Origin of the sequence: Gallaecimonas pentaromativorans (assembly GCF_003751625.1) — a bacterium.
GTDB classification, from domain to species: domain Bacteria; phylum Pseudomonadota; class Gammaproteobacteria; order Enterobacterales; family Gallaecimonadaceae; genus Gallaecimonas; species Gallaecimonas pentaromativorans.
In genome coordinates, this window is record NZ_RJUL01000001.1 from 178,882 (window position 1) to 196,309 (window position 17,428).

Genomic DNA, 17,428 nt, shown 5'->3' on the forward strand with positions numbered 1-17,428 from the left:
CGAGTGGGCCTTGTAGGCAGCAAAGCATACACTAGAGCCGAATTTGAACCCAGACGAGGCCCCATGAAGTTTCAACCGCCCCTGGAAAAAGCCCTTTTATTAAAACGCTACAAACGTTTCTTGGCAGACATCGACGGTGACCGCGGCGCGCTCACCGTCCACTGCGCCAACACTGGCGCCATGACCGGCTGCGGCGACAGCGGCGATACCATCTGGTACCGCTTTGATCCCAGCCCCAAGAAAAAGCTGCCAGGCAGCTGGGAGCTCACCGAAAAAGACGGCAACCTGATTTGCATCAACACCGCCAGGGCCAATGCCCTGGTAAAAGAAGCGCTGGACAATGGCGCCATTGAGGCCCTTAGCTGGGCCGAAACAGTGCTGCCCGAACAAGACGACGGCCACGGCAGCCGGATGGACTTTGTGCTGGAAGGCCAGGGCCGGCGCCTGTGGCTGGAAGTAAAAAGTGTCACACTGCTGACCGATAATGGCGTGGGCGCCTTTCCCGATGCCGTCAGCAGCCGGGCCCTTAAACATCTCGACGCGCTGATGGCCAAGGTGGCCGGCGGTGAAGAAGCTGCACTTTTATTTACGGTGCTGCACAGCGGCATCAACCAAGTGCGGGCGGCAGCGGAGATTGATCCTGTCTATGCTCAAAGGCTTAAGGATGCAGCCAAAGCCGGTGTCCAGGTCCTTGCAGTGAAGGCCAATATCGAAATCGAGGGCATGGTTATTGACAAGTCTGTAAAAGTCGTCATCTAAGCGTTGTGCAGGCAGGGACTATCTGCTATAGATAGCCGCCTTAAACGAGCTGAAGGCTCACATCATCCTGATGATTAGGAGAGTCAGCATGGCTGAAATCAAGAAGAAAAGCTCCCTGGGGGTCCTGGCAATTGCCGAGGTGGAGCCTTATCAAGAGAAGCCAGGCGAAGAGTACATGAACGAGGCTCAGCTTGCGCATTTTCGCAAGATCCTCGAAGCATGGCGTCGCCAGCTCAGGGAAGAAGTGGATCGGACCGTGACCCACATGAAGGATGAAGCAGCCAACTTCGCCGACCCGGCCGACAGGGCCTCGCAAGAGGAAGAGTTCAGTCTGGAGCTGCGTACCCGCGACCGCGAGCGCAAGCTGATCAAGAAGATTGAAAAGACCCTGCAGATCATCGAAGACGGTGACTACGGCTACTGTGAGTCATGCGGTGTTGAGATCGGCATTCGCCGCCTCGAAGCCCGCCCTACTGCCGAGCTTTGCATTGATTGCAAAACCCTGGCAGAGATCCGTGAGAAGCAAATGGCCGGCTGATGCCCGGTTATGTGGGGCGTTTTGCCCCAAGCCCTTCAGGGCCGTTACACCTGGGTTCCCTGGTGGCGGCCCTTGGTTCTTTTCTGGACGCCAAACGCCACCAAGGCCGCTGGCTGCTCCGCATCGAAGATATCGACCCTCCCCGCGAAGTGCCCGGTGCCAGCGACGCCATCTTGCGTACCCTGGATGCCTTTGGCCTGCATTGGGACGGCGCCGTTCGCTATCAAAGCGCCTGCCATGACCACTACCGTGAACGCCTGGCCTTTTTAGCCAGCAATGGGCTGAGTTATCGCTGCGCTTGTACCCGCAAGCAACTCAAAGCCCAAGGTCTGCACCAGCGCGAACTTTGCCAATGCCCGGCAACAGCTGAGGCGGCAGCGCTGCGCTTTAAAAACGACGACCCCCAAAGCCAATTTACCGACCGGCGCTTAGGCCAAATAACGGTGCCGGCTGCATTTGCCTGTGAAGATTTCATCATCCACCGTAAAGACGGCCTCTTTGCCTACCAATTGGCAGTGGTGAGCGACGACATCGACCAGGGCATCACCCAGATTGTGCGGGGCGCCGATCTGCTGGATGCCACCGTCTGGCAATTGCAGCTGTACCGGGCCTTTGGCGCCCAGCAGGTCGGGTATCTGCACCTGCCGTTGGTGATGGACGAAGACGGCCAAAAGCTTTCCAAACAGAACCACGCCGCCCCCATTGACGATGCCAATCCGATACCGGCACTCAGCGCAGCCCTTGGCTATCTTGGCCTAAAAAGTCGCGATGACAGCTCGGTAGAGGCCCTGCTCAAAGACGCCATCATGCAATGGTCATGGCTGGATGATTCTCAACCGGCGCAAGCTCGGGTATGATTTGCGCCTTAATCAGCTTGTATGTGCATTCAGGTGAACGCCATCATTTCTAGAGTTATTGATTTTTGTCGCCGCGTTGTCGGCGGTAAAGAAGAAGAAGTCACCCGCGTTATCCCCAGGGACGACCACTCCATCAGTCGCAAGGACATCAGCGACAACGCGCTCAAGGTGCTTTATCGCCTCAACAAGGCCGGTTACCAGGCTTATCTGGTGGGCGGCGGTGTCCGCGATCTGCTGCTTGGCCTTCAGCCCAAAGATTTTGACATCGTCACCAACGCTAGGCCCGACGACATCAAAAAACTGTTCCGTAACTGCCGCCTGGTTGGGCGGCGGTTCCGCCTGGCCCATATCCTCTTTGGCCGCGACATCATCGAAGTGGCCACCTTCCGGGGCAGCCAGACCGACGATCCCCAGGCCGCCCGCTCCGACGAAGGCATGCTGCTGCGCGACAACGCCTACTCCGACTCGGTCGAAGAAGACGCCCTGCGCCGCGATTTCTCCATCAACGCCCTTTACTACAACATCGCCGATTACAGCATCCTCGACTTTGCTGGCGGCATGAAGGCGCTGGAGAACCGCCGTATCGATCTGATTGGCGACCCTGCCACCCGCTACCGCGAAGATCCGGTGCGGATGCTGCGGGCGGTGCGCTTTGCCACCAAGCTCGGCATGGATATCGCCCCGGCCACGGCCGCTCCCATCCGCGAATTGGCGCCACTGCTGGACGACATTCCGGCAGCGCGCCTCTTTGAAGAGAGCCTCAAGCTGTTCATGGCCGGCAAGGGGCTGGATAACTTCCAGATGCTGAGCGAGTACGGCCTGCTGCAGCGACTGTTCCCGAGCCTGGTGCCGTTTTTGGACGACCCGCGCGCTGGCCGCTTTATCGAGCTGGCCCTGGAGAACACCGACTATCGGGTCCGTAACGATCTTAAAAGCACCCCGGCATTCCTGTTTGCCGCCCTGCTGTGGCCGGTGCTGGACGTCAGAGCCCAGGACATTCTCTTGGAGTCTGGCCTGCCCACCAACGACGCCTATCAGATAGCCATGAACGAAGTGCTGGACGAGCAATGCAAACGCATCGCCATCCCGCGCCGCTTTACCACCACCATCCGCGAAATTTGGACCTTGCAGACCCGCCTGGACAAACGCGCCGGCCGCCGCGCCGACCGCCTGTTCGAGCACCCCCGTTTTCGCGCCGCTTTTGATTTCCTGGAAATGCGCGGCGAAGTGGAAGGCAAGGAGATCAAAGCCCTGGCCCAGTGGTGGCACCAGTATCAGGAAACCGACGGCAGCGGCCGCCAGCAGCTGGTGTCTGGCCTGTTTGAGGCCAAAGGCCCCAAACGCCGCAAGCCCCGTAAACGCAAACCTCGCCCCCGTACCCAAGGCGAGGCGTGAGGGTCAGGGCCTATATCGGGCTGGGCGCCAACCTGGCCAGCCCCGCCCGCCAGCTTTGGCAGGCCCTGCACCACCTGGCCACCATCGAGCACAGCACGCTGGTGGCCAGCTCCAGTTTCTACGGCTCCAAACCCATGGGGCCGCAAGACCAGCCTGACTATGTCAATGCCGTGGCGGCCCTGGATACTGCCCTGCCCCCTCTGGCGTTGCTGGACGCCCTGCAAGCCATAGAGCTGCGCCAGGGGCGAGTGCGCCAGCGGCGCTGGGGCGAGCGCACCCTGGATTTAGACCTGCTGCTTTACGGCCAGCAGCAGTTGGCACTGCCCAGGCTCACGGTGCCCCATGAAGGCCTTAAAGTCCGTTCTTTTGTCCTAGAACCCTTGAAAGAACTGGCTCCCAAACTGGTATTACCAGACGGGGAGTCCTTGGAATACCTGCCTTCCCACGCTGGGGAGCTGGTCAAGGTTGCAGCGCCTCTTTGAGTCGGCTGCACCTTGAGTTAGAGTAATCGCCCTAATTTCGCTCGGAAGGTCCTCTTATGAGCAAGGTAAACGAAGCGGCGCTGAAAAAGCGCACCAGCATTTCCACCCTGCATAAGATGAAACAAAAAGGTGAGAAGTTCGCGACCCTCACCGCCTACGACGCCAGTTTTGCCCAGCTTTTTGACGAGCAGGGCGTCGCCATGTTGCTGATTGGCGACTCCCTTGGCAACGTAGTCCAGGGCCTGGACGACACCCTGGGCGTTACCACCGACGATATCGCCTACCACACCCGCTGCGTGCGCCGCGCTACCCAGGGCGCCCTTATCGTCGCCGACCTGCCCTTTATGAGTTACGCCACCCCCCAGCAGGCCTGCGAAAATGCCGCCATGCTGATGCGCGCCGGCGCTCAGATGGTCAAGCTTGAAGGCGGTGAGTGGGTGTGCGACACCATTCGTACCCTGGTGGAACGCTCGGTGCCGGTGTGCGCCCACATCGGCCTGATGCCCCAATCGGTACATGTGATGGGTGGCTACAAGGTGCAGGGCAAGAGCGAAGAAGACGCCGCCCGAATTCTGCGTGACGCCAAAGCGGTTGAAGCCGCTGGCGCCCAGCTGCTGGTGATTGAATGTGTCAGCAAGAAGGTGGCCAAGGCGGTGACCGAGGCGCTCAGCATTCCGGTTATCGGCATTGGCGCCGGCCCCGACACCGACGGCCAGGTACTGGTGATGCACGACATGTTCGGCATCAGCGCCGGGCACACGCCCAAGTTCTCCAAAAATTTCCTGATAGAAACCGGCAACATGCAAGACGCGGTTGCCCGTTATGTTTCCGACGTGGCCGAAGGGCGTTTCCCGGCGGCCGAGCACTCCTTTGATTGAGGTAACCATAGAATGCGCACCGTGCATTCCGTTAAAGATCTGCGCGCCCAGGTAAAGGCCTGGCACCAGAAAGGGGAGCGGGTCGCCCTGGTTCCCACCATGGGCAACCTGCACCAGGGGCACCTGACATTGGTCAGGGAAGCCAAGCAACTGGCCGACCGGGTGGTGGTCTCCATTTTCGTCAACCCCATGCAGTTTGGGGCCAACGAGGACCTGTCGGCCTATCCGCGAACGCCGGACGAAGACTCCAGCGCCCTGTTCGAAGAAGGGGTGGACCTGCTGTTCATGCCGAGCGTAGAGGCCCTCTACCCCAACGGTATGGAAGGCCACACCAAGGTGGAGGTGCCCGCCATTTCCGATCTGTACTGTGGCCAGACCCGCCCCGGGCATTTTCGCGGTGTGGCAACGGTGGTGTGCAAGCTCTTTAACCTGGTACAGCCCGATATCGCCTGCTTTGGCACCAAGGACTACCAGCAGTTGGCCGTCATTCGCCGTATGGTCGAAGACCTGGCCATGCCCATCGACATCAAAGGTGTCGAAACGGTGCGCGCTGAAGACGGCTTGGCCCTTAGCTCCCGTAACGGCTACCTCACCAGCGAGGAGCGCGCCCAGGCGCCGGCCCTTTACGCCACCCTCAATGCCATGGGCGATAGCCTCACCCAAGGTGAGCAGGACTTTGCTGCCCTTATCGACCAGGGCAAAGCCCAGCTTAGCCAAGCCGGATTTAAGCCCGATTACCTTTATATCCTCAACGCCGACACCCTGCTGCCGGCTGCCAAAGAGGATAAGGAATTGGTTTTATTGGCGGCGGCCTACCTAGGTAAAGCGCGGCTTATCGACAACCTGCGAGTAGATTTGCAGGCCTAACAGAATTGGTTTATATTGCGCCGACTTTCTCGGCTACGTGGTACGATAGCCGCGTTTCCCCGTAAAGGTCGCGAAGAAACATAGGATTTTTAGCCATGCAAAGAGTCATGCTGCAAGGCAAACTGCACCAGGCCCGAGTAACCCACTCTGTTCTGGAATATGAAGGTTCCTGTGCCATCGACCAGGACTTCCTGGACGCTGCCGGCATTCTGGAATACGAAGAGATCCAGATTTACAACATCGACAACGGTGAGCGCTTCACCACCTACGCCATCAGCGGCGAACGTGGTTCCAAAGTGATCTCCGTTAACGGTGCGGCGGCCCACAAGGCCAAGCAAGGTGACCGCGTGATCATCTGCGCCTTTGTCCGCCTCGATGATGCCGAAGCCAAGAAGCACAAGCCCAGCCTTGTCTACCTTGATGCCAAGAACAACATCGTGCGCACCAGTAAGGATATTCCTGTACAGGTTGCCTGATATTGATCTGGACAAAGAAAACGCCGGCTTTTGCCGGCGTTTTTCGTTATTCCATCATGGCCCACAGATAAATCCCTTCAAGGGCCAGTAACAGCGCCGCTCCCGTGGCGATCACCAGCAGTTTTACTTTCACTAAGTCTTTCATGGCGGCCCCGTTAATGGTGGTGCTCACCCTTAACTCTAGTCAGCCCCCAAATCAGCGTCCAGCTGCCAGCATTGCTGGCCGGCAGCCCGGTACTTGTGTTCAAAGGGGGTCATGGCGGCGCCTTTGGCCTCGCTTTGCACCGCGTCTTTGCCGGCAAGGCTAAGCGCCCTGGCAAACTCCTCGACATAAAGCTGCCAGTTGGAGCGCAGCTGCAACTGGCCGCCCAGAGCCAGCAGCGCCTTGAACGCCGGGCTGCCGTGCCAGCGCCTGCCTAAGTGGGCAGCCTTGGGCCAGGGGTTGGGGTAGAGCAGGTAATGGTGACTGGGAAAATAGCCGTGCTCGGCCATCAGCCGCCACAGATCGTTAAGATCGGCCCGCAGCACCAGGTAGTTATCACGGGCCAGGGCATAGTGCTCGTGTTTACCAAGGCGGTGAGCCGATTTATCCACGCCCAGCACCAGGGCCTCGGGGTGACGCTCGGCCAGCAGCGCCGTGCTCTGCCCTACCCCGCAGCAACTATCCAGCACCAGGGGCCGGGAGCGGCCCGCCAGCCACTTTTCGAGTTCGCTAAAGGCGGCCAGACTGTGTTCGGCATAGGGCTTTTTAAAGTCATGGGCCAGGTGGCGCAGCACCACCTCGTCCAGCTTGTCGTGCAGCCCCGGCTGATTACTGCTGACCGCCCTCGCCGTCATCAGTGGCGCAGCCCTACGCCGTTCTTGATGAGGTAAAGAGCCAGGCCATACATGGCCACAATCATCACCGTCAGCACTGTAAAGGCCTGCCACAGGGCAATATCCGCGGTGCCCAAAAAGCCGTAACGGAAGGCGTTAACCATGTAGAGGATGGGGTTGATGTGGCTCAGGCCTTGCCAGAAGCCCGGCAACAGGCTGATGGAGTAGAACACGCCGCCAAGGTAGGTCAGCGGGGTCAGTATGAAAGTGGGCACAATGGAGATATCGTCGAAGCTCTTGGCAAAGATGGCGTTCAAAAGGCCGCCGAGGCTGAACAGCAACGAGGTCAGCAATACGGTCACCACCACCACCAGCGGATGCTGGATTTGGATATGGGCGAAGAAAAACGACACCACAGTCACAATCGCGCCCACCAACAGGCCCCTTGCCATGCCGCCAGCCACAAAGCCCCAGATGATGATGCTGTTGGGGATAGGCGCCACCAGCATTTCCTCGATGAAACGCTGGAACTTGGCCGAGAAGAAGCTTGATGCCACATTGGAATAGGAGTTGGTGATCACCGACATCATGATGAGGCCGGGCACGATGAACTCCATGTAGTCATAACCGCCCATCTTGCCCACCCGGCTGCCGATGAGGCTGCCGAAGATGATGAAATAGAGGGTCATGGTGATGGCCGGCGGCACCAGGGTTTGCACCCAGATCCGCATGAAGCGGTTGATTTCCTTATAGACGATGGAATTCAGGGCAATACGGTTACGGCTGTTCATGCCTGTCCTCCGTTGCGGCCGTTCTCGACCAGGGTGACAAAGAGTTCTTCGAGACGGTTGGCCTTGTTGCGCATGCTGAGCACTTCAATGCCCTGAGCGGACAACTGGGCAAACAGCGGGTTAAGGCCAGCTTCCTTGGCCACCTGCACTTCCAGGCTATGGCCATCTAACAACTTGGTCTCAAAGCCTTCAAGCTTGGGCTCGGGGGCGCCTGAGGCCAGGTCCAGGATGAAGGTCTCGGTGTTGAGTTTACCCAGCAGGCCCTTCATGGTGGTGTTCTCGATGATGCGGCCATGGTCGATGATGGCGATGTTACGGCACAGCATCTCGGCTTCTTCGAGGTAGTGGGTGGTCAGGATGATGGTCAGCCCCTCTTCGTTGAGCTGACGCAGGTAGCGCCACATGGAGCGGCGAATTTCGATATCGACCCCAGCAGTGGGCTCATCAAGAATCAGCAGCTTGGGCTCGTGCACCAGAGCGCGGGCTATCATCAGCCGGCGCTTCATGCCGCCGGAAAGCTCGCGGGTGCGGGCGTCTTTCTTGCCCCAAAGGTCCAGCTCTTTTAATAGCTGTTCGGCCTTTTTCAGCGCCACCGGCCGAGGTACGCCGTAGTAGCCCGCTTGGTTGACCACCACCTGCAGCACGGTTTCAAACTGGTTGAAGTTAAACTCCTGGGGTACCAGGCCCAGGGCGCTTTTGGCCGATACCGGGTCGCTGTCCAGGTCGTGACCAAAGATGCTGACCTTACCTTCACTCTTGTTGACCAAGGATGACAAGATGCCAATGGTGGTGGATTTGCCGGCGCCGTTGGGGCCAAGCAGGGCAAAGAAGTCGCCCTGGGTAACCTGCAGGTCGATACCCTTGAGGGCCTCGGTACCGCCCTTGTAGGTCTTTTTGAGATTGCTGATATCCAGCGCAATGGGGCTTGCTGACATGGTACCTCCCGATTGAATCCGGCCATTATACGCAAATTCATCGATAGATGCCGCCCACGCCAGCATTCCGCCTGGAAAATAACCTTATAAATCAAATGGAAATGGTATCTGTGAAATACAGTGTCACAGCCCTAGCCCTTTTCGTTGACCCGCAGCGTCACCCCTTGGCTTCGCAATATCACTTCCACTTCCGAGGCCGGCATCGGCTTGCCAAGGTAATACCCCTGGGCCACGTCTACCTCTTCGGCGGTGAGAATAGCCAGCTGCTCCGGGGTTTCTACCCCTTCGGCCACGACATTGAGCTCAAGGTTATGGGCCATCTGCACTATGGCGCGGATAAGGGAGCGGGCTTGTTGGTTGTCTTCCCGCAGACCGCGAATAAAGCTCTGGTCGATTTTCAGGCAATCCACGGCAAAGCGCTTTAAGTAACTCAGGCTTGAGTAACCGGTGCCAAAGTCGTCAATGGCAAGGCTCACATCCAACCCTTTAAGCCGCTGCACCACTTCGAGACTAGCCTCGACGTTGTCCATCATCAGGCTTTCGGTCAGCTCCAGCTCCAGGCGGTCGGCGGGAATGGCACTTTGCGCCAGCACTTCCTCGAGCAGGTCAAAAAAATCGGCCCGCAATATTTGCCGCACCGAAATATTCACCGCCATTAAGCCGTTAAAACCCAGCTGCCGCCACTGGGCCAATTGCCGGCAGGCTTCTTCCAGGCACCAGGCGCCAAGGGGCATGATAAGGCCGGTTTCCTCGGCCAGCGGGATAAAGCGCCCAGGCGACACGCTGCCAAGCTCGGGGCTTTGCCAGCGCATCAACGCCTCGACCCCTACCACTTGGCCGGTGCTGATCAGCACCTGGGGCTGGTAATACAGCTGCAACTGCTCGGTGCCGATGGCCTCTTTGAGCGCCGCTTCCATTTGCAGGCGCTCGGTAAGATTTTTGTCCATGTCACGGGCAAAGAAACTGAAAGTGCTGCGGCCACTGTCTTTGGCATGATACAGCGCCGTGTCGGCTTTTCGCAGCAATTGGGCAGCGTTGTCGCCATCTTCAGGGAATACCGACACACCAATGGAGGTGCTTACCCACAGCCGATGGCCGCCCACGCTGAACGGCTCACTCATTACCGCCAGGATACGCTCCACCAGCATCTCTACCCGCCGGCAGTTCTCAATATTGGGTAGCAGGATAAGAAACTCATCCCCGCCCTGGCGTGACAACAACTCGTCGGCCATGCACAGCGGCTTGATGCGTTTAACCACTTCGTTGAGCAGGGCATCACCGATATCGTGGCCAAGGCTGTCGTTAACCGATTTAAAGCGGTCAAGGTCGAGATACACCAGCGCCAGCATGTGCTGCTGTTGGCGAGCCTGGCTGATGGCATTTTCGCATTTGTCCACCAGCCAGGTGCGATTGGGCAGGCCCGTTAGCGGGTCGTGGTAGGCCAAAAAGGCAATGCGCGCTTCAGCCGCCTTGCGGTCGGTAATGTCGCTAAATACCGCCACATAATGCAGCACCTGGCCGTCATCGTCTTTAACACTGCGGATGCTAAGCCACTGCGGGTAAATCTCGCCGCTTTTACGCTTATTCCAAATTTCCCCCTGCCACATGCCCTGTATGTGGATTTGCTGCCACATCCGCTGATAAAACTGCCGCTCCTGATAGCCAGAACTCAACACCCTGGGGGTATGACCCACCACATCGTCGGCGCTAAAACCGGTGATAGCGGTAAAGGCGCTATTAACCGCCAGGATGGACTGGCTGGCGTCGGTGATCATCACCCCGTCCAGGCTCACCTCCACCACCTGGGCCAAAAGGTGCAGGTCCCTTTCCTTGCGCAGCCGGTCGCTGATGTCCCGAAGCGATAGCAGCAGGTAGCGTTTCCCCTGCTCTTCAAAAACGCAGCCCGAGGCTTCGGCCTCTATCTTGTCGCCCCAGCGGCTTTGAAACTGGATGCGCGCGGCATGAAGCAGGTTATCCCTTATCTGCCCAAGCAACTTTTCACGGTCAGCCGGATCCAGCCACAACCCCAGCTGTGTAGCGGTTTTACCTATGGCCTCTTGCTTGGGCCAGCCGGTGGTTTTTACCCAGTTTTCATTGACGTCCACCAAGGTGCCGTCGTCCAGCACCGTGACCGTCACCAGATCTGGCATCACTTTGAAAATGCGCAAAAAGCGTGCCTTTTGGTCTTCACCTTCCAGGTTGCTGAGCCGCAGCGCTTCAAGGGCGGCATCTTCGCTGTCCATGGTTTGGTTCAGCCAATGCCCCAACTGGCCAAGCTCATGGGTGCCAAGCGCCGGTACCCGCGCCTGCCGCTCGCCCTTAATGCGGCGCTGCAATACCGCCACCAGGATGTTGAGAGGATCATTTAACAAGCGCTGGGAAACCACATAAAAGGCGATGCCGGCCACTATGACCACCACCAGCGCCAGCCCCAGCAGGCGAATGCGGTTGGCAAACTGGGTATCGGCCGAGGGCTGGGTGTCAAACCACAGCAGCAGATAGCGCCCGTCGTCAGCAAAAGGGAACACAAAGAGGCTCTGGCTATCACTGGCGTAGCTGTGGGGCTCTTTATCCAGCGCCACGGCCGGTAACCAGACTTTGCTGTTAAGGTCGGCCAGAAGCTGGCCATTGAAGGGGCCACTGCTTTCCACTACCCGGCCCTGCTCGACGATGAGCAGTCTCGACAGCAACGGCTGCTTAGCCAGGGCAGCAAACTCGGCGCTGAGATCACGGGTGTCATCCATACCGGCATGGACCAGCGAGGCCACCAGCGCCGCTTCATCTTGCGCCTGACGTTGCAGCGCGGCCATATCGGCGCGGTTTTCCAGCCAAATCCCAATGATGGCCACACCCAAAATCATCACCACCATCATTGCCAGCAAACGCACGCGCAACGACTGCCATAAGGGAGGGTTAGCCATTAGCAATACCTTGCTTATCAACAGGTTCGAGCATTTCAGTGTAGACGTCCAAGCCAACCCCATCCTTGCGGGCATCCATCATAGGAGCTTGATTAATAGAGGAAACTGCGGGATGAACCTGACAAAGGATAGCATCTGCGTGGGCACCTGCCCGGCAACTGCCTGCCCGCTGCGGCCCCTGGCCAAAATCACAAAAAATTCTCGGGACTTGTTGAAACAAGGCGCTTTTTTAGGTGAATTTTTGAGCTATATTAGGCCGGTCAACACTCAGGTGTGCCGGCTGCCCCGACATTGGCGTGCTACGGGTAGGGTCGGTCGTAAAGCCCAGTAGCACGACTTTATGAGAATGATCGATGAATCTGTTCGTATCTAATCTGCCGTTTCGTGTTGAGTCTAACGATCTGGCAGAACTGTTCAGTCCGTACGGTGAAGTTCAACGTGCCCACATCGTCAAAGATAAAGAAACCGGCCGCTCCAAGGGCTTCGGTTTTGTCGAAATGGCAGACAAGGCCACTGGCGAGGCCGCTATCAAGGGCCTGAACGGCCAGGAGTACCAGGGCCGCAACTTGGTGGTCAACGAAGCCCGCCCTCGCGAGCAGCAAAGCCGCCGCCCTCGCTAAATCATTCCCCAAAGGCCAGCTTTACAGCTGGCCTTTTTGTTTACCAGACTGCTCGGCTTTGTTCGCCGCGCCGCAATGGGTAAACTGTGGGCACTGTTCCGCCGAGACTTCTTGTAAATGAAAGATCCCAAAACACTGCTCGCTAATAACCGCGAGTGGTCTCATCAGATGCGCGAGAACGACCCGACCTTCTTTGAACGTCTGGCCGAACGTCAAAATCCCCACCTGCTTTGGATTGGCTGCGCCGATTCACGGGTACCGGCAGAGCAGCTTACCGGCCTGTTGCCAGGCGAGCTGTTCGTGCACCGCAACGTGGCCAACCAGGTGCTGACCACCGATGTGAACTGCCAGTCGGTTATCGACTTTGCGGTGGGCGCCCTGAAAGTGCGCCATGTCATTGTCTGCGGCCACTATGGCTGCGGCGGCGTGCAAGCGGCCTTGCAAGGCGGCGCCGAGGGTAGCCTGGGGCAATGGCTGCTGGACTTAAAAGAAGTGGCCGAGCGTCACGGCTCGCTGCTGGATGGCCTGAGCTTTACCGAGCAGGCCAATCGCCTGTGCGAACTCAACGTGCTGGAAGCGGTATGCCGCGTGGCCCGTTCCCCTGCCGTGCAAAAGGCCTGGAACGAAGGCCAGAAGCTGTCTATTCACGGCTGGATCTACGGCGTAGCCGATGGCGAGCTGCAAGAGTTGGGCCTGACCGTTACTAGCCAGGACGACATAGTCCCGGCCAGGGATAAAGTACTGAGCAGCTACGTTAGTCTGTAAACCCATCCAATAAAAAGCCCGGCTTAAGCCGGGCTTTTTATTATTCCAGCGGCACCACTATGCCGATGTGGGGCAGGTTTCGGTATTTTTGCGCCCAGTCGATGCCGTAGCCCACCACGAACTCGTCAGGGATGGTAAAGCCGATGAAATCCACCGGCACGTCCACTTCCCGGCGCGACGGTTTGTCCAGAAGAGTACAAAGCTTGATGCTCTTAGGCTCGCGGGTTTGCAGCACCTTGACCACCTTGGAGAGGGTGTTGCCGGTGTCGATGATGTCTTCGACGATCAACACATGGCGGCCTTGGATGTCTTCGTCCAGATCTTTGATGATTTTTACGTCACGGCTCGAGTGCATGGAGCTGCCGTAGCTGGAAACGGTCATGAAATCAAACTCGGCGCTCATGTTCAGCGCCCGGGCAAGATCTGCCAGGAACACCACGGAGCCGCGCAGCAGGCCCACCAGCAGAATTTCGTCTCCCGGCTGGTAGCTGTTTTCGATCTCTCTGGCCATGGCGTCGACCCTGGCTTTGACATCAACTTCGCTGATGAGGACATCAACCCGGTGTTTCATCTTTCTCTCCCGTGCACAACTTGGGCGGCAAGGATACGCCAATCTCAGGGCTTTCCATAGCCCCAGCGGGGCACCAGGCCCTGCTCCAGGCCGATATGGTCAAGCACTCTGGCCACCATGAAATCCACCAGGTCGTCGATGGACTGCGGCTCGTGATAAAACCCCGGCGCCGCCGGCATGATGGTGACCCCAAGGCGAGCCAGTTTCAGCATGTTTTCAAGGTGAATGGCCGACAGCGGGGTTTCTCTGGCGACCAGAATAAGCTGGCCGCGCTCCTTGATAACCACGTCGGCGGCCCGCTCCAATAGGTTGTCCGAGGCGCCCTGGGCGATGGCCGACAAAGTACCGGTGGAGCAAGGGCAAACCACCATGGTCTTGGGCGCCGCCGAGCCCGACGCCACCGGCGAGAACCAGTCTTCCTTACCGTAAACCCTGAGTTGGCCGGGCTTGGCCTTAAAATGCTCGGTCAAAAAAGCCTCGGCCGCCTCGGGCTTGGCCGGGATCTTAAGGGGGGTCTCGGTGGCCAGTACCACCTTGGCCGCCGAGGAGATAAGCAGATGCAGCTGCCAGCCGGCCGCCAGCACGCATTCCATCAATCGCAGCGCATAAGGCGCGCCAGAGGCGCCGGTAATGGCGAGGGTCAGGGCTTTGTCAGTCACGGCCAGCCTCCAGAGCGGCAAGCAGTTTTTGGTGGATGCCGCCAAAGCCGCCGTTGCTCATTACCAGGATATGGTCCCCGGCTCTAGCCTCGCTTATCAGCATCTGCACCAAAGTGTCGACGTTGTCGCTGTAGCTGGCCGGTACCAAAGATTCATGGCACAAGTCTTTGATGGACCACTTAAGGCCATGGGGCTCGAACCAGAACACCCGGTCGGCAGCCTTGACCGCGTCGTTGAGCTGGTCGGCGTGCACCCCGGCCTTCATGGTGTTGGAGCGAGGTTCCAGTACCGCCAGAATGCGCTCGCCGCCCACTTTGCGGCGCAGGCCGTCGATGGTGGTGGCAATGGCGGTGGGGTGATGGGCAAAGTCGTCATATACCGCAACCCCGCCCACTTCGCCTTTGAACTCCAGGCGCCGGGCCACGTTTTTAAAACGGCCAAGGGCCTCGGCGGCCACCTTGAGCGGCACCCCGGCGTGGCGGGCGGCCGCAATGGCGGCCAGGCCATTGTGGACGTTGTGCATCCCCACCAGTTCCCAGCTCACTTCTACGGCTTCGTCGCCGCTGTGCACAGTGAACTGGCTACCATCGCCCTTGATAAGCTCGGCCTTGAGATCTTCCCCCAGGCGCAAGACCTCGCTCCAGCAGCCCTGTTCCAGGGTGGCGGCCACGTTTTGGTCTTTGGAGGGCACAATCACCAGCCCTTTACCCGGCACCATCCGCAAAAGGTGGTTGAACTGGCGCTGGATGGCGGCCAGGTCGGTAAAGATATCGGCGTGGTCGAACTCGAGGTTATTGATGATGAGGGTGCGCGGCCGGTAGTGCACGAACTTGGAGCGCTTATCAAAAAAGGCGGTGTCGTATTCGTCGGCTTCCACCACAAAAAACGGCGCGTCGCCCAGCCGTGCGGAATAGCCAAAGTTGGCCGGCACCCCGCCCACCAAGAAACCCGGATTGAGGCCGGCGTCCTCTAAAATCCAAGTCAGCATGGAGGTGGTGGTGGTTTTGCCGTGGGTGCCGCTAACTGCCAGCACCCAGCGGTCTTTGAGCACCGCATCAAACAGCCATTGGGGGCCTGACACATACGGAATGCCCAAATTCAGGGCCGCTTCCACGCAGGGGTTGCCACGGCTCATGGCGTTGCCCACCACCAGCAAATCTGGGGCGGGGTCGAGCTGCGCCGGGTCGTAGCCTTCGATCAGCACAATGCCGGCGGCTTCTAGCTGGGTGCTCATGGGCGGGTAAACGTTCTGGTCAGAGCCGGTCACCTTGTGGCCCAGCTCCCGGGCCAGTTGGGCCAAGCCGCCCATAAAGGTCCCGCAGATCCCCAAAATGTGTATATGCATGATGCGCTTCATTAATTAGTATCCTGGCGCCTAGTGTAACAGCACAATCCGGCGCAGAAAGCTTAACAGCACGCCCTGTGAGGGCGGGGCGAAATCGTTTATCATGACGGCGCTTTTTTCAGCCGCCGGGAATACTGTCCATGCAATTTTTGGTTAACGTCCTTCGCCAAGACGGGGTCGACAACGCCCTGATAAGCCTGCTCCAGACCGTGGGCGTGGCCTGCAAAGAAATCAATTTTCGCCTGCACCAGGGCGCCCTGGCGGGTGTGCTGGGCTCAACCGAAGACGAAAACGTCCAGGGCGAAGTGCAAAAGAAGCTGGATGTTATCTCCAATGACCTGCTCAAAGATCTGCTGCTGCAAAGCGGCCTGGTCAAGGCCCTGGCCTCGGAAGAAGAAGACGACATCGTGGTGGGCGACATCGACGGCCAGTTCCTGATTGCCTTCGACCCGCTGGACGGCTCGTCCAACATCGACATCAACGCCATGGTCGGCACCATTTTCTCCATCTACCGTGCCAACGATTCACTGGTGGTTGACGAGTCCTCTTTCTTGCAACCGGGCAGCCTGCAGGTTGCCGCCGGTTACGTGGTTTATGGCCCGGCTACCCTGCTGGTGCTGACCACAGGTAACGGCGTGAAGATGTTCACCCTGGACCAAACCCTGGGCGAGTACCTGCTCACCGTGAAAAAGGTGAACATCGACCCTGACACCCAAGAATTTGCCATTAATATGTCCAACCAGCGCCACTGGGCCAAGCCGATGCAAGACTACATCGACGACCTGCTCAAAGGCAGCGAAGGCCCCCGCGGCAAGAATTTCAATATGCGCTGGGTGGCGGCCATGGTGGCCGACGTGCACCGCATCCTTTGCCGGGGCGGGCTGTTCAGTTACCCCTGGGATCGCCGGGCACCGGAAAAACCCGGCAAACTGCGCCTGATGTACGAAGCCAACCCCATGGCCATGCTGATTGAGCAAGCCGGCGGCCGCGCTTCTACCGGCACCCAGCGCATTCTCGATATTCAACCGGAACAAATTCACCAGCGGGTAGCCGTAGTATTGGGGGCCGCCAACGAGGTGGGCGCCGTCGAGCAATACTACAGCCACCAGCGCTGAAACGGCGGTGCGGCAAAGTCGCACCGCAGCCTAGTCAGTCACGGCCAGGCCGCTATAATAGGCGCCTGAACCAAGTGAGAGTTGAAAGGACAACACCTATGAGCCTGAATCAGGTACCTGCTGGCAAGAACATTCCCGACGAGATCAACGTCATCATCGAGATCCCGGCCAACGCCAGCCCTATCAAGTACGAAGTAGACAAAGACAGCGGCGCCATTTTCGTTGACCGCTTCATGTCCACCCCCATGTTCTACCCCTGCAACTACGGCTACGTGAACCACACCCTGAGCCTGGACGGCGACCCGGTAGACGTACTGGTGCCCACCCCTTACCCGCTGATCCCCGGCGCCGTTATCCGTTGCCGCCCGGTTGGCGTGCTGAAGATGACCGACGAGTCCGGTGAAGACGCCAAAGTGGTTGCCGTACCGGTATCCAAGCTCACCAAGATCTATGACGACGTTAAAGACGTCACCGACTTGCCTGAGCTGCTGAAAAACCAGATCACCCACTTCTTCGAGCGCTACAAAGAGCTCGAGCCCGGCAAATGGGTAAAAGTGGAAGGCTGGGCCGATGCCGCTGCCGCCAAAGAAGAAATCATGACTTCCTTCGAGCGCGCCCAGCAAAAATAAGGCTGTGAG

The 17,428-nt window shown here is 58.6% G+C and carries 20 protein-coding genes; 12 read left to right on the forward strand and 8 right to left on the reverse strand.

Features of this window, described 5'->3' with window-relative positions:
* Positions 1-63: 63 nt before the first annotated feature.
* The 8 genes from sfsA (at position 64) to panD (ending at position 6,252) form a co-directional block, all read left to right on the forward strand.
* The gene (gene sfsA, locus EDC28_RS00815) at positions 64-759 is read left to right on the forward strand and encodes a DNA/RNA nuclease SfsA (protein ID WP_123420349.1); all 696 of its coding nucleotides are present in this window, start codon (positions 64-66) and stop codon (positions 757-759) included.
* Positions 760-847: 88 nt separating this feature from the next.
* Entirely contained in the window at positions 848-1,297 is a 450-nt protein-coding gene (gene dksA / locus EDC28_RS00820) for an RNA polymerase-binding protein DksA (RefSeq protein ID WP_050657768.1), read from the forward strand.
* Positions 1,297-2,154 carry a tRNA glutamyl-Q(34) synthetase GluQRS gene (gene gluQRS / locus EDC28_RS00825; RefSeq protein WP_123420350.1) on the forward strand — a complete coding sequence of 286 codons (858 nt, stop codon included), beginning with the start codon at positions 1,297-1,299 and terminating at the stop codon, positions 2,152-2,154. The genes dksA and gluQRS overlap by 1 nt, the downstream gene beginning before the upstream one ends.
* Positions 2,155-2,196: 42 nt before the next feature.
* A complete protein-coding gene (gene pcnB, locus EDC28_RS00830) occupies positions 2,197-3,549 on the forward strand; it encodes a polynucleotide adenylyltransferase PcnB (RefSeq protein WP_417354848.1) in 1,353 nt (450 codons plus the stop codon).
* Positions 3,546-4,031, forward strand: a complete 486-nt coding sequence (folK, locus tag EDC28_RS00835) for a 2-amino-4-hydroxy-6-hydroxymethyldihydropteridine diphosphokinase (protein WP_050657770.1) — start codon at positions 3,546-3,548, stop codon at positions 4,029-4,031. Before pcnB ends, folK begins: the two co-directional genes overlap by 4 nt.
* Before the next feature lie 56 nt (positions 4,032-4,087).
* Positions 4,088-4,909, forward strand: coding sequence for a 3-methyl-2-oxobutanoate hydroxymethyltransferase (gene panB, locus EDC28_RS00840; protein ID WP_123420351.1), 822 nt, complete (start codon positions 4,088-4,090; stop codon positions 4,907-4,909).
* Between the two features lie 12 nt (positions 4,910-4,921).
* Positions 4,922-5,776, forward strand: a complete 855-nt coding sequence (panC, locus tag EDC28_RS00845; protein WP_123420352.1) for a pantoate--beta-alanine ligase — start codon at positions 4,922-4,924, stop codon at positions 5,774-5,776.
* Positions 5,777-5,871: 95 nt separating this feature from the next.
* Positions 5,872-6,252: an aspartate 1-decarboxylase gene (gene panD / locus EDC28_RS00850; RefSeq protein ID WP_050657773.1), complete on the forward strand. Its 381-nt coding sequence runs from the start codon at positions 5,872-5,874 to the stop codon at positions 6,250-6,252.
* A 46-nt stretch (positions 6,253-6,298) separates the two neighbouring features.
* Here panD and EDC28_RS20390 read toward each other — a convergent pair whose 3' ends face one another.
* The 5 genes from EDC28_RS20390 to EDC28_RS00870 form a co-directional block, all read right to left on the reverse strand.
* A complete protein-coding gene (locus tag EDC28_RS20390) occupies positions 6,299-6,424 on the reverse strand; it encodes a hypothetical protein (RefSeq protein ID WP_280530809.1) in 126 nt (41 codons plus the stop codon).
* Positions 6,425-6,432: 8 nt separating this feature from the next.
* Positions 6,433-7,089: a tRNA (guanine(46)-N(7))-methyltransferase TrmB gene (gene trmB / locus EDC28_RS00855; RefSeq protein WP_123420353.1), complete on the reverse strand. Its 657-nt coding sequence runs from the start codon at positions 7,087-7,089 to the stop codon at positions 6,433-6,435.
* Positions 7,089-7,859, reverse strand: coding sequence for an ABC transporter permease (locus tag EDC28_RS00860; protein WP_050657775.1), 771 nt, complete (start codon positions 7,857-7,859; stop codon positions 7,089-7,091). The genes trmB and EDC28_RS00860 overlap by 1 nt, the downstream gene beginning before the upstream one ends.
* Positions 7,856-8,794 (reverse strand): ABC transporter ATP-binding protein, encoded by a 939-nt coding sequence (locus tag EDC28_RS00865; protein ID WP_050657776.1) that lies wholly within the window; start codon positions 8,792-8,794, stop codon positions 7,856-7,858. Before EDC28_RS00865 ends, EDC28_RS00860 begins: the two co-directional genes overlap by 4 nt.
* Before the next feature lie 131 nt (positions 8,795-8,925).
* Entirely contained in the window at positions 8,926-11,715 is a 2,790-nt protein-coding gene (locus EDC28_RS00870) for an EAL domain-containing protein (protein WP_170163985.1), read from the reverse strand.
* Between the two features lie 353 nt (positions 11,716-12,068).
* Between EDC28_RS00870 and EDC28_RS00875 the strand changes: the two genes are divergently transcribed.
* On the forward strand, positions 12,069-12,335 hold the full coding sequence (locus tag EDC28_RS00875; RefSeq protein ID WP_050657778.1) for an RNA recognition motif domain-containing protein: 267 nt from the start codon (positions 12,069-12,071) through the stop codon (positions 12,333-12,335).
* Positions 12,336-12,452: 117 nt separating this feature from the next.
* Positions 12,453-13,100 (forward strand): carbonate dehydratase, encoded by a 648-nt coding sequence (gene can / locus EDC28_RS00880; RefSeq protein WP_050657779.1) that lies wholly within the window; start codon positions 12,453-12,455, stop codon positions 13,098-13,100.
* Between the two features lie 40 nt (positions 13,101-13,140).
* Here can and hpt read toward each other — a convergent pair whose 3' ends face one another.
* From hpt to mpl, 3 genes are read right to left on the reverse strand one after another with little or no spacing between them, the layout of a single operon-like run.
* Positions 13,141-13,671 (reverse strand): hypoxanthine phosphoribosyltransferase, encoded by a 531-nt coding sequence (gene hpt / locus EDC28_RS00885; protein WP_123420355.1) that lies wholly within the window; start codon positions 13,669-13,671, stop codon positions 13,141-13,143.
* Positions 13,672-13,715: 44 nt separating this feature from the next.
* Positions 13,716-14,330, reverse strand: coding sequence for a flavin prenyltransferase UbiX (locus EDC28_RS00890; RefSeq protein WP_123420356.1), 615 nt, complete (start codon positions 14,328-14,330; stop codon positions 13,716-13,718).
* Positions 14,323-15,675: a UDP-N-acetylmuramate:L-alanyl-gamma-D-glutamyl-meso-diaminopimelate ligase gene (gene mpl, locus EDC28_RS00895; protein ID WP_123420576.1), complete on the reverse strand. Its 1,353-nt coding sequence runs from the start codon at positions 15,673-15,675 to the stop codon at positions 14,323-14,325. Before mpl ends, EDC28_RS00890 begins: the two co-directional genes overlap by 8 nt.
* Before the next feature lie 140 nt (positions 15,676-15,815).
* Here mpl and EDC28_RS00900 point away from each other — a divergent pair, with 140 nt between their 5' ends.
* The gene (locus EDC28_RS00900; RefSeq protein WP_123420357.1) at positions 15,816-16,790 is read left to right on the forward strand and encodes a class 1 fructose-bisphosphatase; all 975 of its coding nucleotides are present in this window, start codon (positions 15,816-15,818) and stop codon (positions 16,788-16,790) included.
* A gap of 98 nt (positions 16,791-16,888) precedes the next feature.
* On the forward strand, positions 16,889-17,419 hold the full coding sequence (gene ppa / locus EDC28_RS00905) for an inorganic diphosphatase (protein ID WP_050657783.1): 531 nt from the start codon (positions 16,889-16,891) through the stop codon (positions 17,417-17,419).
* The last annotated feature ends 9 nt before the right edge of the window (positions 17,420-17,428 follow it).

Excerpts from the sequence above, each read along its gene's own strand:
- sfsA (WP_123420349.1), top strand. The coding sequence starts at position 64 with ATGAAGTTTCAACCGCCCCTGGAAAAAGCCCTTTTATTAAAACGCTAC.
- dksA (WP_050657768.1), top strand. The coding sequence starts at position 848 with ATGGCTGAAATCAAGAAGAAAAGCTCCCTGGGGGTCCTGGCAATTGCC.
- gluQRS (WP_123420350.1), top strand. The coding sequence starts at position 1,297 with ATGCCCGGTTATGTGGGGCGTTTTGCCCCAAGCCCTTCAGGGCCGTTA.
- panB (WP_123420351.1), top strand. The coding sequence starts at position 4,088 with ATGAGCAAGGTAAACGAAGCGGCGCTGAAAAAGCGCACCAGCATTTCC.
- panC (WP_123420352.1), top strand. The coding sequence starts at position 4,922 with ATGCGCACCGTGCATTCCGTTAAAGATCTGCGCGCCCAGGTAAAGGCC.
- panD (WP_050657773.1), top strand. The coding sequence starts at position 5,872 with ATGCAAAGAGTCATGCTGCAAGGCAAACTGCACCAGGCCCGAGTAACC.
- trmB (WP_123420353.1), bottom strand. The coding sequence starts at position 7,089 with ATGACGGCGAGGGCGGTCAGCAGTAATCAGCCGGGGCTGCACGACAAG.
- EDC28_RS00860 (WP_050657775.1), bottom strand. The coding sequence starts at position 7,859 with ATGAACAGCCGTAACCGTATTGCCCTGAATTCCATCGTCTATAAGGAA.
- EDC28_RS00865 (WP_050657776.1), bottom strand. The coding sequence starts at position 8,794 with ATGTCAGCAAGCCCCATTGCGCTGGATATCAGCAATCTCAAAAAGACC.
- EDC28_RS00870 (WP_170163985.1), bottom strand. The coding sequence starts at position 11,715 with ATGGCTAACCCTCCCTTATGGCAGTCGTTGCGCGTGCGTTTGCTGGCA.
- EDC28_RS00875 (WP_050657778.1), top strand. The coding sequence starts at position 12,069 with ATGAATCTGTTCGTATCTAATCTGCCGTTTCGTGTTGAGTCTAACGAT.
- can (WP_050657779.1), top strand. The coding sequence starts at position 12,453 with ATGAAAGATCCCAAAACACTGCTCGCTAATAACCGCGAGTGGTCTCAT.
- hpt (WP_123420355.1), bottom strand. The coding sequence starts at position 13,671 with ATGAAACACCGGGTTGATGTCCTCATCAGCGAAGTTGATGTCAAAGCC.
- mpl (WP_123420576.1), bottom strand. The coding sequence starts at position 15,675 with ATGCATATACACATTTTGGGGATCTGCGGGACCTTTATGGGCGGCTTG.
- EDC28_RS00900 (WP_123420357.1), top strand. The coding sequence starts at position 15,816 with ATGCAATTTTTGGTTAACGTCCTTCGCCAAGACGGGGTCGACAACGCC.
- ppa (WP_050657783.1), top strand. The coding sequence starts at position 16,889 with ATGAGCCTGAATCAGGTACCTGCTGGCAAGAACATTCCCGACGAGATC.